The following is a 12,946-nucleotide window of genomic DNA, read 5'->3' on the forward strand; positions in this document are numbered from 1 at the left end:
CGACCGGGCGCTCAACGACGCGCCCTCGCCCGGATAGCAGGACGACAGCCGACGTTATGAGTGTGAAAGATCAAGACAAGCCCGCCGCCGTGCCCCGCATGGCCGATGTGGCCAGGCTCGCCGGCGTGTCGAAGATGACCGTGTCGCGGGTGTTGGCCGGACGCGATGTATCCCCGCAAACCACCCGGCGCGTACAGGCCGCCATCGACAGCCTCGGTTATGTGCCCGATGCCTCGGCCGGCGCATTGTCCAGCGGGCGTTCCGAGTTCGTCGTGGCGCTGGTGCCGTCGCTGGTCAGTTCCAACTTCGCCGACACTGTTCGCGGGCTCAATGACGTGCTCGGCAAACACGGCTTGTGTCTGCTGCTGGGCGACACCGATTACCACCTCGACGAAGAAGCCTTGCTGGTGCGCACGCTGCTGCGGCATCGTCCGCTGGGCATCATGCTCACCGGCGGTTCACACCTGGACAGCACCCGCCAGATGCTGCTGCAGTCGCAAGTGCCCGTGGTCGAGACCTGGGACGTGCCTGACAACCCGATCGAGCAGTCAGTGGGTTTTTCCAATGTTGAAGCCGCGGCGAGCATGGTTCGTCACCTGCACGACAAAGGCTACCGGCGCATCGCGTTCATCGGCGGAGCGTCGGTGCTGGATGATCGCGGCCGGCAGCGCCAGCGCGGTTACCTTCAGGCGCTCAGTGCACTGGGTTTAGCGCCTCGGCTGATCGAGCACGGCGAGTCGCCGATTACCATGAGCCACGGGGGCGAATCGATTGCCCTGCTGCTGCAGCAATGGCCCGACACCGATGCGGTGATGTGCGTGAGCGATCTGTCGGCGTTCGGCGCCATCATGGAATGCCACCGTCGCGGGCTGAAGGTGCCGGGCGATATGGCCGTTGCCGGCTTCGGCGATTTTGAAGTGTCGCGCTACTGCACCCCGACCATTACCACCATCGCGGTCGACCCTTACGACATCGGGCGTCGCGCGGGTGAATTGCTGGTGGCCGCCGCCCGGGACCGACGCGAAGGTCAGCCGCGCAGTGCGCAGCAGGTTGTCACCGGGTATCAGATTCTGTCGCGGGAAAGCACCTGACCGCCCTCGTCCGAATTGACGTGTCTTTGTAAGGCCTGAAACGAAAAATGCCGGCTCATCGCCGGCATTTTTCATTTATCGCACGCTTGGCCTTATTTGGCCTGGCTGACGCGCCAGACCTTGTTGCCCACGTCGTCGGCGACCAGCAATGCGCCTTTGTTGTCGAGAATCACGCCCACTGGCCGGCCCTGGGCATCGCCGTCGGCGTTCAGGAACCCGGTCAGGAAATCCACCGGCATGCCCGATGGGCGACCGTCCTTGAAGGCGACGAACACCACTTTGTAGCCTGATTGCGGATTGCGGTTCCACGAACCGTGCTCGCCAATGAAAACGCCATCCGAGAAGTTCGCCGGCATGCCGCGCGCGTCGGACCAGGTCAGGCCCAGCGGCGCAACGTGGGTGCCGAGGGCGTAGTCGGGGGCAATGGCCTTGGCGACCATGTCCGGGCGCGGCGGTTGCAGACGACTGTCGACATGGTTGCCGTAGTAGCTCCACGGCCAGCCGTAAAAGGCCCCGTCCTTGACGGACGTCAGGTAATCGGGCACCAGATCGCTGCCGATTTCGTCACGCTCATTGACCACTGTCCACAGCTCGTTGCTGCCGGGTTTCCAGGCCAGCCCGTTGGGGTTGCGCAACCCGCTGGCGAACAGGCGCTTCTGTCCGGTTTTGACATCCACTTCCCACACCGCCGCACGGCCTTCTTCGGCCTCCAGGCCATTTTCGGCCACGTTGCTGTTGGAGCCCACGGTGACGTAAAGCTTGGTGCCTTCGCGGTTGGCGATGATGTTCTTGGTCCAGTGGTGGTTGATCCCGGCTGGCAGGTCAGTGACTTTCACTGGCGTGGCGGTGCTCTCGGTCTGGCCGGCGTTGTAAGGGACTTTGACCACCGCGTCGGCGTCGGCGATGAACAGCTCGTTGCCCACCAGCACCATGCCGAACGGCGAAGTCAGGCCGCTGATAAAGACTTTTTTCATCTCGGCACGGCCGTCACCGTCGGCGTCACGCAGGATGCTGATGCGGTTTGCGCTCTCGGCTTCGGCGCCGACACGGCTCATGACGATGCCGGTGGCCGTGCGCTTGATCCAGGCCATTACCCCTGAGCCGCCGTCCTTCGCGCCTTCAGGCTTTGGCGGCTTGTTGCTTTCGGCGACCAGAATGTCGCCATTGGGCAGGCTGTACAGCCAGCGCGGGTGATCGAGGTTCTCGGCCAGTGCGCTGACCTTGAAGCCTTCGGCGGCCTTGGGCGTGTCGGTGCCGTTCCAGCCCACCGCTTTGGACACCTTGACCGTCGGAATCAGCGAACTGTTGGGCTCGGGCAGCTGCGGTTGCGGACCGACGCCGGCCTGGAACGGCAGCTTGGCCGTTTCGCCACAGGCGCTGAGCATCGCGGCAGTGGTCATCAACAGTGCAAATCGGTGCAACGCTATCATCGTTCAACCTCGCGACGGCCATCCATGGGCCTGTTATTGGAGAGACATAAGGCAGGGAAGTATTGCAACGGCGACCCACGGCAAACAGCCGGCTGGACGCAAATGACATTTGCTCCCGGGGCACTAAAGAACCGACCCTCTTGCAGAGGTGAGGGTTCAATCTGCAACAGTGATTAACCGGGCTTATACCCGCAGCGACCAGGCGCCCAGGGGCATTACGCGGCTGCCCTCCGGGATTCGCCATACTTAACATTTCACGCTACGCTGCCTCCTCACCTTTCAGAGCCAGATCCGATGACCCGCCCAGAGTTTGCGTTGGATGTCGAGGCGATCAGTGCGATCCCGGCCGTGCCGGTCGTTTTGAGCATGGTCAAGCACCTCACCGGCATGCGCTTTGCCGCGGTTGCCCGGGTCACGGACAGCCACTGGGTCGCCTGCGCCGTGGATGATTCAATCAACTTCGGCCTCAAGCCGGGCGGCGAGCTGGTACTGGAATCGACCATCTGTCATGAGATTCGTCAGCATCACAACCCGGTGGTGTTCGGCCATGCCAGCGTCGACCCGCACTACAGCACCCATCACACGCCCCTTGCGTACGGTCTGGAAAGCTACATTTCCCTCCCCATCGTGTTGGCCGACGGTCGCTTTTTCGGCACCCTGTGCGCCATCGATTCGGTGCCGGCCGACCTGGACGACCCGGCCATCGTCAAGACGCTGACCCTGTTCTCGCAGCTGATTGCCATGAGCCTGGACACTCAAGGCCATCTGGACACGGCACGCGCTGAATTGAGCGACGCCAATGAGCACGGCCGGCTGCGCGAGCAGTTCATGGCGGTGCTGGGTCACGACCTGCGCACGCCGTTGAGTGCCATTCGCATGAGCGCCGACCTGCTGGCAACCAAGACCGAAGACAAGCGCTCGCTGGGGCTGGTAGCGGCCATCCGGCAAAGCTCGATTCGCATGGGCGTATTGATCGAAAACGTGCTGGATTTCGCTCGCGGGCGCATGGGCGGTGGTATCCCTGTGAAGCGCCACCTCACGGATGACCTCGCCGACGTGCTGGCAGCGACGGTGCAAGAGGTCCGGGCGTCCCAGCCGCAAGCGATCTTTGTGGAACGGATCAGCCTGGGCGAGCGCGTCTACTGCGACCCGCTGCGCATCAGCCAGTTGCTGTCCAACCTGCTGGGTAACGCGGTCACGCACGGCTCGATCGCCACGCCTATTCATCTCGACGTGACGCAGGACGATGGCCAAGTGGTCATTTCGGTGACCAACCGTGGCACGCCCATTTCTGCCCGGATGATGCCGCTGCTGTTTGAGCCATTCACCCGTTCCGAAGCCGGCGGGCGCGGAGAAGGTCTGGGGCTGGGCTTGTATATCGCCTCACAGATCGCCACCGCCCACGACGGCACGCTGACCGTGAATTCGTCGGCCGAGTCGGGGACCTGCTTCGTGGCGCGCTTTCCGGCGGTGCCGCAGGCGTGAGTGTCGATTGCGCTCGAGCGGCGCCTTACAGCTTTGCTGTTCGCAGTCCCTGCCCGCCTCCACCGATTTCCAAATCTTTCGTTTGAAGAGGACCTGACATGCTTCTGCACCACAGCACCTGGATTGAAATCGAGCAGTTTCTCAAGCGCAGCCGCACGATCGTCGTACCGATCGGTTCCAACGAACAACACGGCCCCACCGGTCTGCTCGGCACGGACTGGATGTGCCCGCAGATCATTGCCCACGAAGCGCAGAAGAGCGCCGACATACTCATCGCGCCGACTTTCAACATTGGCATGGCGCAGCACCATCTGGGCTTTCCCGGCACGATTTCCCTGCGCCCATCGACCTTCATTGCCGCCATCGGCGACTGGACGCGTTCGCTGGCAGGCCACGGCTTTGAAAAAATACTTTTCCTCAATGGCCATGGCGGCAACATCGCGTCGATCGAAGCCGCTTTCTCCGAGCTGTATGCCGAGGCCAGTTTTGCCCGACGCCCCGCAGGTTTCGCCCTGAAGCTGACCAACTGGTGGGATCTGGAGGGCGTGGGCGACCTGGCTCACCGGCAGTTCCCGGTTGGCCACGGCTCGCATGCAACGCCGTCCGAGATCGCCGTGACCCAGTGGGCCTACCCCGAATCCATCAAAACCGCAGACTATTCGCCGCAGATCGCGCCGTCCGGCCCGATCCGTGAGGCCAGGGATTTCCGAACGCGTTTCCCCGATGGGCGCATGGGCTCCGACCCCGCATTGGCAAGCCCGGAAAAAGGCGCCGAACTGGTGGCGCTCGCCGCCAAGGGGCTGGTGCGTGCGGTTGAGACGTTCAGCCGTGAGCCGGCGCTGCAGTGAACGGGCCTCGCCGTTGCGGGCGATAGCGCGCAGGGTTGAACTCATCAGCCAAACGGCGGCCATAGTGTTGTGCGCTTTTTTGAACGGTAATGGATCTGTGGCAGGCAGCAGCGCAACGGCCTGACCCGATCCCCTTGGCTGACAGGTGATGTGTGAATACTTTTATCCCTCTGGACAAAGTTGAAAGTATCGATTTGCAGGACTACCACGAGGTCTGGCTCACCACGTCGGAAACCTGGCCGCAGGACCCGGCGACCGTGCACCGCAAGTGCCTGTGGCGCCAGGAACGCGAGATGACCCAGGACGTGGAAATCGACGGCGTGTATTTCGAGAACCTTCCGCACCTTTGGCTGCGCGTTGACGATCTGGATGACCAACACGACATCGACACCGTCATCGAAAAGCTCAAGGGCCGCATTGCTGCTCTTGGTCTCAAAGGCGAGTTCTACCCGCCCGAGCTGCCGACTACATCCGTTCCGCACAAGGATGAAGACGAAATCAACAAAGACCTGCGCAGCTGATCGCCTGACCCTTCGCTTCTTTGACGCGCGCCGTGGCTGATGTGCCAGCACGGCGCCGTTTATCGCATCTCCCGCCTCCTTTGAAACGTCCCCGCTGAACCGAGACAGCGGCCCTTCCGCGTTTTGGCGAAGGCGGTGTTTCTGCAACGACAGTGTTGCCTGACCCAACGCTTTCGCCAGCAAGCCGGCTCCTACGGTTGATCCGGGCAACCTCTGATATTTTCGGCGTGCGCAAATCTGTAGGCGCCGGCTTGCTGGCGAACGCGGTGGGTCAGGTTCGCCAATGTCATGCGCGGATATTTTTCGCGGGCAAGCGCGCTCCTACAATTGATCGGGCAACCCCGGAGACCATCGGCGTACGCAAATCTGTAGGAGCCGGCTTGCTGGCGAAAGCGGTGGGTCAGGTTCGCCAATGTCATGCGCGGATATCTTTCGCGGGCAAGCGCGCTCCTACAATTGATCGGGCAACCCCGGAGACCATCGGCGTACGCAAATCTGTAGGAGCCGGCTTGCTGGCGAAAGCGGTGGGTCAGGTTCGCCAATGTCATGCGCGGATATTTTTCGCGGGCAAGCGCGCTCCTACACTCGATCCAGGCAACCTCTGATATTTTCGGCGTGCGCAAATCTGTAAGCGCCGGCTTGCTGGCGAACGCGGTGGGTCAGGTCCGCCAATGCCACGGGCGGATATTTTTCGCGGGCAAGCGCGCTCCTACCCTCGATCCAGGCAACCTCGGATATTTTCGGCGTACGCATAACCTGTAGGAGCCGGCTTGCTGGCGAAGGCGGTGGGTCAGGTCCGCCAATGCCACGGGCGGATATTTTTCGCGGGCAAGCGCGCTCCTACAATTGATCGGGCAACCCCGGAGACCATCGGCGTACTCAAATCTGTAGGAGCCGGCGTGCTGGCGAAGGCGGTGGGTCTGCAATGACGGTGCTGACTGGTACGACGCTTTCGCCAGCAAGCCGGGCTCCTACCGTTGCTCCGGGTAACCTCGGGAAACTTCGGCGCGCGCATGGCAGAATCTCGCGCATGCCCTGCTTCTTGAGACCGGGATGGCAATGGGGCCGGCGCTGCTCACCTGCAATTGAGCTAGAATCGCCCGCTCAGACCCTCAAGGAGCGAACCCTGTGCAGATGTCCCCGGCGATACCGTTGATTCGTATTTTTTCCGAAGCCAAGGCCAAGGAGTTTTATGTCGATTTTCTGGGCTTCAGTCTCGACTGGGAGCATCGCTTCGAACCCGGGCTGCCGCTGTATGCCCAGGCCCGCCGGGGCCAGCTCGTCATTCACCTGACCGAACACCACGGCGACGCCACGCCGGGCTCGACGATCTTCGTGCCGGTCAGCGACATCGCCGAACTGCAGCGCGAACTGCTGGCGAAAAACTACGGCTATTCACGCCCCGGCATTCAGGACCTGGACTGGGGCAAGGTCATAGAAATCGCCGACCCGTTCGGCAATCGCCTGCGCTTCTGTGAACGCTCCGAGGACTGACCTCTCCTCTCAAAGCCGAAAATTCTGCCCGATCGCCTGACTCAACAGGTCCACCGCGTCATCCCCTTTCGAGGCCGCCGAGCGGACCACGATGACGTCGTGGTCATCAACTTTCGGAAGCCCCTCAAGGATGCGCATGGCATCGGTCACGCGCGCGCGGTCGATCAGGCTGATGGCCAGACCCGCTTCGACGCATGCCTTGACCGCCTGATTGGAGGGGCTGTCGAGCACGATGCGCACGCGTTGGCCGCTGCGCTTGAGTGACTCGATCATCACTTGCCGGTAGGGGCACTGCGCGGCATGCACCGCCAGCGGCAACGGGTCGGGCAAATCCCCCGAAAGATGCGCGGCGCCGACCCAGACCGGCGTCGTGGGCACCAGCAGTTGATCGTCGGCGCCCAGCTGACCCCGCGGCTGCGCGATGATCGCTACCTGCAAACGCCCTCGCTGCACCTGATCGCGCAGCGCGTAGCTGGGTGCGGTTTTCAGCTCCAGCACAATGTTCGGCCACGCCGCGGCGAAGGCCGGTAGCACGTCGCGAATCAGATGCGCGGCGTATTCATCCGGCACGCCCAGGGTGATGCGCCCGGCCAGGCGCGTGCCCTGCAAATCAGCCAGCACTTGATCATGGGTGCTCAGCAGCGCGCGAGTGGACGTCAGGAAGCGCCGGCCCAGCGGGGTCAGCGACACCGACTGATTGTCCCGATGCAGCAATCGCCCGCCCGCCACCGCCTCCAGCCGCTGGACATGAACACTGACCGCCGCCGGACTTTTGTGCAGATGCTCGGCCGCCGCGCTGAATTTGCCGATGCGTGCCACGGCATGAAATGTGCGGACGTGTTCGATATCGAGGATGGCGCCCATGATTTACGAATCCCGAATGACTACTGCCATTTATTTTGATTTATCAGATTACGGCGGTTGCGTACGGTAGGTCCATGAACACTTCAAACGAACTGACCAGTGCCACCCTGCCCCTCGTTGCCCCGCGTCGAGCACTGCCGCTGCCGCTGCTCGAAGCCGGGCTTGTGGTGACCTGGAGCTCGGGCTTTATCGGCGCGCGCTTCTCCATCGATTACGCGCCAGCCTCCCTGGTGGTGTTCTGGCGGTGCGTCGTGGTCACGCTCATCCTTTTCCCGTTCGTCGTCCGGCAATTGCGCCAGACATCGCGAACAGTGCTGCTGAAAAACGCGGGTATCGGTCTGCTGGCCATGGCCGGTTACCTGATCGGCGTCACCGAAGGCATCGCCCTCGGCGTGCCGGCCGGGCTGGCGGCGCTGTTCGCCGACTTGCTGCCGATGGGCATGGCGGTGCTGGCGGCGGTGGTCCTGCGCCAGCGACTGGGCCGACAGGTGTGGGCCGGTTTGCTGATCGGCCTGGCCGGCGTGGTGCTGGCCACCCATGACGCACTGGCTTTAGGCAATGCGCCACCGTGGGCCTACGGTCTGCCGGTGCTGGGCATGCTGTCGCTGGCGGTCGCCACGCTGTGGCAAAAACAGGCGCCCGCCTCCCAGGCCATGGGCTTGCTCCCCAACCTCTGGTTGCAGTGCTTCGTGTCGACCTTCGCCTTCGCCGGTGTTGCCGGCTGGCATGGCAGTCTCGCGCCCGTCGCCAATAGCGGCTTTGTAACGAGCGTGCTGTGGACGGTAGCGCTGTCGACGCTGGGCGGCTACGGCCTGTATTGGATGTGCCTGCGCCGTTCCAGCGCCACCCGAGTCGCGAGCGTCCTCTATCTCAGCCCGCCGCTGACGTTGCTGTTGGCCTGGGCCATGTTCGATGAGCCGCTGTCATGGCTGATGGCATTGGGCATGGCGGTGTCTACGCTGGGGATTGGCCTGGTGATACGCGGGGAAGCGCGACAAGCGCAAAAGCCTGCGTGATGTGCAGCCGTCAGTTGCAGACGGCGGGTCAGGCCTGGAGCGCGCGCTGCAGGGCGGGTCTGTCACGGCTGCACCGATCAATTCCGACAGATGACCAAAGTTTCAGGTGAATGGCCGAAGGTTTGATGGTACGAGTGTGCGCCACACCCCCACCCTCCATTGGAGCGCACCCCCATGAAAATCGGTTTTTTGGGCCTTGGCAATATGGGTCAGGCCGTCGCCGCCAATCTGTTGAAAGGCGGTCATGAACTGCTGGTCTGGAACCGTTCACCCGGTGCTTCGCAAGCGCTGGTCGGGCAAGGCGCCACGGCGGTCAGCGAACCCGCGCAGGCGTTTGCCGCTGACGTGGTCTTCAGCATGCTCGCCGATGACAAGGCCTTGCGTGCGGTGCTGCTGGATTCCGGATTGCTCAAGCAACTCAAGGGCCCGCTGATCCACGTCAACATGGCCACCATCGCTGTCGCCTTCGCCGATGAACTGGCGGGGCTGCATGCAGCACAAGGGGTCGATTACATCGCCGCGCCGGTGATGGGCCGGCCCAATGTGGCCGCCGCCGGGAAGCTCAACATCATCGCGGCCGGTTCGGCCCAGGCCATCGATACCGTGCAGCCTCTGTTCGACCTGATCGGCACCAAAACCTGGCATATCGGCGAGACGCCTTCGAGCGCGAACGTCATGAAGCTGGCGATGAATTTCATGCTGGTTTCAGCCATTGAGGCGATGAGCGAAGCGGCCGTGCTGGTCACCCGCCACGGTTTGAAATCCGCGGACCTGGTGGAGCTGGCGTCTTCAACCGTTTTCCCCGGCCCGGTCTACGCCGGCTACGGCGCGCTGATTGGTGAACGTCAGTACGAACCGGCCGCGTTCAAGGCCGTGCTTGGCCTGAAAGACGTAGACCTGGCGCTGGCAGCCGCCGGGCAAGTCTCGGTACACATGCCGCTGGCCGACATGGTCCGCGCTCACCTGCAGGACGCCATGGAGCATGGTCAGGGCGAAATGGATCTCGCGGTACTCGCCGAGGTGGCTGAGCGACGCAACCCGCGCTGAGCCTTGCTGAACCGTATTGAACAACGCTGCGCCTAATGAGCCGCAACTGAGGCGAGAGGCCTGGGCTCATGGCCGGGCGATATGCAGGCGGTGCAGCGTGATCTTGCGCACTTCCTGCTTGCTGAGTTCGATGTGCCGGGTCAGCAGCCGCTGCGCCTTATCGGTCTGGCAGGCGAGTACGGCATCAAGGATCTGCGCATGCTCGTCATAGGTCGCATCGATTCGCGCCGTCTGGGTGAAATCCAGGCGGCGGATGATGCGAATCTTCTCGGTGATCTCCCGGTGCATGCGCGTCATCTCGCCATTGCCGGCGGCCTCAACCAACGCACAATGGAAACGCTCGTCCAGCGCTGACACCTCGTGAGCATCGCGCAGACGGTGCGACGGTTCGAGCCGCCAGGTCCGGGTGATTTCTTCGATCAGCGGCTGCTGTTTCAGGTCCAACTGCTCAAGTCGGGCCAGGGCCGCACACTCCAGCACGATACGCACATCGTAAAGCTCCTCGAAATAGGCGAAATCGAACGCCCTTACCCGCCAGCCGCTGCGAAAGTACACCTCCAGGTAACCCTCCCGTTCCAGGCGATACAGGGCCTGACGCACCGGCGTTCGGCTGGCCTGCACTCGTTCGGCCACCTCCCCCTCGCTGAAGCGGTCGCCGGGCAGCAGGCGGAACTCGAAGATGTCCTGTTTGAGCTGCTGGTAAATACGCTCGGCCAGGTTGGCCGGGCGTGGCTTGGGTGTCTGAGCGGAAATGATGGGCTGAATACTCCGGCAAGGACAGTGACGCTCTGGGGCAGCGAACTGTTCGCCGCCCCAGGGTGGGCTCAGGCGTTCTGCAGACTGGCGATGTAAGCGCGCCAGCCACCGAAAGCGGTGATGTCCAGCGCGTCTTCAATCGCCCAGGGCTCGCAAATGAAGCCTTTGACGCTGCGACCGTCTTTGAGCGTCAGATTGCCGATGCCCAACGGCGCGGGAATCTCGGCGACGAATTCGCCAAAACGCGCCAGCGGGATGTCCCACAGCTCGACGATGATTGCCGCGCCGCTGGTCGATTTCACCAGGCCCGGCTTGGGCGGCACCGTGCCGGGCAAGGCGTAGAGCCGGTAGTCGCCTGCAGTGAGGCTCTGCTCGACCAGCACGGCGTCGCGTTGAGTCAGTTGGCGGTTGAGCGGCATGCCGGTCAGGTGCGCGCCTACTACCGCAACGCGCACACTGCCACGCGGTGCAACGGGGAGCGAAGCCGTCGGCGCAGGCATGGCACGCCCGGTGGCGCCCAGTGGCAAGCGCAGACTTTCCTGCCAGCGCTGCCCGAAACGGGCGAGCGCAGTGTCGTGCCAGGCCGCAGCGATGAAGGTGATTCCCGAAGGCAAGCCATCGGCACGAATGCCCGCCGGCACCGCCAGCGCTGAGAGGTCCGCCAGGTTGGTGAAGTTGGTGTAAAAGCCGAACTGCGAGTTGTACAACACCGGCTCTTCGGCCATTTCAGCCTGGGTGCGCAGGGTCGCGGAGGTGGGCACGACCAGGGCGTCGAATGCGGCCAGCGCTTCGTTGATTTGCCGGCTGAGGGTGGCGCGCAAGTACTCGGCGCGGTAGGCGTCACAGGCGCTGTACGCCAGACCGCTTTCGACGATGCCGCGCACAACCGGGTTGATTGCGCCGGGTCGGGTGTCCAGCATTGCGCTCAGCGCCGCCGTGCGCTCGGCCACCCAGGGCCCGTAATACAGCTGCTCGGCCAGCGCCTTGAAGGGGGTGAAGTCGATGCGGGTGATTTCAGCGCCCATGTCGCTCAGCCGGTGCAGCGCCTGTTCGAACACTGCCTGATTCTGGCTGTCACCGAAAAACTCCAGGGTGTCCGGCACCGCCAGTTTCAGGCCTGCACTGAACCCCACCGGCGCGGTGCCCGGGTTGCGCCGGGAATAGGCATCGGCCGCATCGAAGCCTTCGGCGAGGCCAGCGACCATCTGTGCGTCTGCCACGGTCAGCGCGAACACCGAGATGCAGTCCACGGTTTTGCACGCCGGCACCAGCCCGGTATTGGGCAAGCGGCCCTTGGTCGGCTTCAGGCCGACGATGTTGTTGAAGCCAGCGGGCACTCGTCCGGAACCTGCGGTGTCGGTGCCGAGGGAAAACGCCACCAAGCCGCGTGCCACCACCGAAGCCGAGCCCGAGCTGGAGCCGCCGCTGACGTAATCGGGGTTGAAGCTGTTGGGCACCGCGCCATAGGGCGATCGCGTGCCGACCAGGCCGGTGGCGAACTGGTCGAGATTGGTCTTGCCCATCAAAATAGCGCCCGCTGCGCGCAGGCGTGCCAGTGCTGTTGCGTCGTCACTGGCGGTATAGGCGAACTCGGGGCATGCCGCCGTCGTCGGCCAGCCGGCCGCGTCGATGTTGTCCTTGATGGCAAACGGCACCCCGTACAACGGCAGTTGGCTGATGTCGCCTTTGTGCGACTCAAGGCGTTCAGCGAGGGCCTTCAGCTGCTCGCTGAGCTGCGCCTGGCTGGCCCGGGCTATCCATGCGGTATCCGTTTGAGGATAGGACTCGGCCAGTGACAGCAGCACATCCGGCGTCAGTTGCCCGGTCTGATAGGCCGTCAGCCATTCATTGATGGTCCAGCCGAAATGAGGGGTTTGCAGCTCGTGCATGGGAGGCATCCATCTTGTATCCAAGTTTGGATTCAACAAAAGCAAAAGCCGGGCCATGGCCGCGCAAGCCCCGCCCCATGGCGAAAATCGAGGACACAACGGTGGAATGCAGGCCCCCACGCGCCCAGAACGGGCACCGTGTGCAAGCTTTTGGTGCCATCGGCGCACCACTCACAGGAGCGGATGACGCAGGTCCGCGCACCACGCCAATGCCGCAGCTGACGAAAATCCGCGGACCACGCCAATGCCGCAGCTGACGAAAATCCACTGTAGGAGCGCGCTTACCCGCGAAAAATACCAGCGCACAACATCGACGCACCTGACCCACCGCTACCTCTGTAGGAGCCGGCTTGCTGGCGAACGCATGGGGTCAGACGCTGCAGCAGCGAGGGTTAGACCGGGTTCGCGGGCAAGCGCGCTCCTACAGGTCCTGCGCACGACGCCAATACTGCGGTTGACGCACTCCTGCGCACCACGCCAATGCTGCGGTTGACGCACTCCTGCG

11 protein-coding genes are annotated in these 12,946 nt (G+C 63.3%); 7 read left to right on the forward strand and 4 right to left on the reverse strand.

The genetic code is table 11. From position 1 onward, the window contains the following. Positions 1 to 56 precede the first annotated feature (56 nt). On the forward strand, positions 57 to 1,091 hold the full coding sequence (locus tag QRN48_RS24810; protein ID WP_285354034.1) for a LacI family DNA-binding transcriptional regulator: 1,035 nt from the start codon (positions 57 to 59) through the stop codon (positions 1,089 to 1,091). A gap of 92 nt (positions 1,092 to 1,183) precedes the next feature. Here QRN48_RS24810 and QRN48_RS24815 read toward each other — a convergent pair whose 3' ends face one another. Beyond that, positions 1,184 to 2,521: a PQQ-dependent sugar dehydrogenase gene (locus tag QRN48_RS24815; RefSeq protein WP_285354036.1), complete on the reverse strand. Its 1,338-nt coding sequence runs from the start codon at positions 2,519 to 2,521 to the stop codon at positions 1,184 to 1,186. Between the two features lie 294 nt (positions 2,522 to 2,815). On the opposite strand from QRN48_RS24815, the gene QRN48_RS24820 reads away from it, so the two are divergent. From QRN48_RS24820 to QRN48_RS24835, 4 genes are all read left to right on the forward strand, one after another. Then, positions 2,816 to 4,006: a GAF domain-containing sensor histidine kinase gene (locus QRN48_RS24820; RefSeq protein WP_191945967.1), complete on the forward strand. Its 1,191-nt coding sequence runs from the start codon at positions 2,816 to 2,818 to the stop codon at positions 4,004 to 4,006. 98 nt (positions 4,007 to 4,104) lie between these two features. Continuing rightward, the gene (locus tag QRN48_RS24825) at positions 4,105 to 4,854 is read left to right on the forward strand and encodes a creatininase family protein (protein ID WP_285354038.1); all 750 of its coding nucleotides are present in this window, start codon (positions 4,105 to 4,107) and stop codon (positions 4,852 to 4,854) included. A gap of 152 nt (positions 4,855 to 5,006) precedes the next feature. Next, entirely contained in the window at positions 5,007 to 5,375 is a 369-nt protein-coding gene (locus QRN48_RS24830) for a hypothetical protein (protein ID WP_037011298.1), read from the forward strand. Positions 5,376 to 6,503: 1,128 nt separating this feature from the next. After that, complete coding sequence (locus tag QRN48_RS24835; protein ID WP_285354041.1) at positions 6,504 to 6,869, forward strand: glyoxalase superfamily protein; 366 nt, start codon at positions 6,504 to 6,506, stop codon at positions 6,867 to 6,869. A 9-nt stretch (positions 6,870 to 6,878) separates the two neighbouring features. Here QRN48_RS24835 and QRN48_RS24840 read toward each other — a convergent pair whose 3' ends face one another. Then, positions 6,879 to 7,733: a LysR family transcriptional regulator gene (locus tag QRN48_RS24840; RefSeq protein ID WP_191945970.1), complete on the reverse strand. Its 855-nt coding sequence runs from the start codon at positions 7,731 to 7,733 to the stop codon at positions 6,879 to 6,881. Between the two features lie 74 nt (positions 7,734 to 7,807). Here QRN48_RS24840 and QRN48_RS24845 point away from each other — a divergent pair, with 74 nt between their 5' ends. Both QRN48_RS24845 and QRN48_RS24850 read left to right on the forward strand, forming a co-directional pair. Then, positions 7,808 to 8,749 (forward strand): DMT family transporter, encoded by a 942-nt coding sequence (locus QRN48_RS24845; RefSeq protein WP_191945971.1) that lies wholly within the window; start codon positions 7,808 to 7,810, stop codon positions 8,747 to 8,749. A 174-nt stretch (positions 8,750 to 8,923) separates the two neighbouring features. Next, on the forward strand, positions 8,924 to 9,796 hold the full coding sequence (locus tag QRN48_RS24850) for an NAD(P)-dependent oxidoreductase (RefSeq protein ID WP_191945972.1): 873 nt from the start codon (positions 8,924 to 8,926) through the stop codon (positions 9,794 to 9,796). Between the two features lie 66 nt (positions 9,797 to 9,862). Here the strand turns inward: QRN48_RS24850 and QRN48_RS24855 are convergent, their stop codons facing one another. Together QRN48_RS24855 and atzF are read right to left on the reverse strand one after the other, a co-directional pair. Further along, the gene (locus tag QRN48_RS24855; protein WP_191945989.1) at positions 9,863 to 10,561 is read right to left on the reverse strand and encodes a GntR family transcriptional regulator; all 699 of its coding nucleotides are present in this window, start codon (positions 10,559 to 10,561) and stop codon (positions 9,863 to 9,865) included. 59 nt (positions 10,562 to 10,620) lie between these two features. After that, positions 10,621 to 12,441 carry an allophanate hydrolase gene (gene atzF, locus QRN48_RS24860; RefSeq protein ID WP_285354046.1) on the reverse strand — a complete coding sequence of 607 codons (1,821 nt, stop codon included), beginning with the start codon at positions 12,439 to 12,441 and terminating at the stop codon, positions 10,621 to 10,623. Between the last annotated feature and the right edge of the window lie 505 nt (positions 12,442 to 12,946).

Origin of the sequence: Pseudomonas sp. ME-P-057, assembly GCF_030208975.1 — a bacterium.
In the GTDB taxonomy this organism is placed as follows: domain Bacteria; phylum Pseudomonadota; class Gammaproteobacteria; order Pseudomonadales; family Pseudomonadaceae; genus Aquipseudomonas; species Aquipseudomonas lutea.

What these genes read in the sequence shown, in the direction of transcription:
- QRN48_RS24845 (WP_191945971.1), top strand. Translation starts at nt 7,808, where the DNA reads ATGAACACTTCAAACGAACTGACCAGTGCCACCCTGCCCCTCGTTGCC.
- QRN48_RS24820 (WP_191945967.1), top strand. Translation starts at nt 2,816, where the DNA reads ATGACCCGCCCAGAGTTTGCGTTGGATGTCGAGGCGATCAGTGCGATC.
- QRN48_RS24825 (WP_285354038.1), top strand. Translation starts at nt 4,105, where the DNA reads ATGCTTCTGCACCACAGCACCTGGATTGAAATCGAGCAGTTTCTCAAG.
- QRN48_RS24850 (WP_191945972.1), top strand. Translation starts at nt 8,924, where the DNA reads ATGAAAATCGGTTTTTTGGGCCTTGGCAATATGGGTCAGGCCGTCGCC.
- QRN48_RS24810 (WP_285354034.1), top strand. Translation starts at nt 57, where the DNA reads ATGAGTGTGAAAGATCAAGACAAGCCCGCCGCCGTGCCCCGCATGGCC.
- atzF (WP_285354046.1), bottom strand. Translation starts at nt 12,441, where the DNA reads ATGCACGAGCTGCAAACCCCTCATTTCGGCTGGACCATCAATGAATGG.
- QRN48_RS24840 (WP_191945970.1), bottom strand. Translation starts at nt 7,733, where the DNA reads ATGGGCGCCATCCTCGATATCGAACACGTCCGCACATTTCATGCCGTG.
- QRN48_RS24815 (WP_285354036.1), bottom strand. Translation starts at nt 2,521, where the DNA reads ATGATAGCGTTGCACCGATTTGCACTGTTGATGACCACTGCCGCGATG.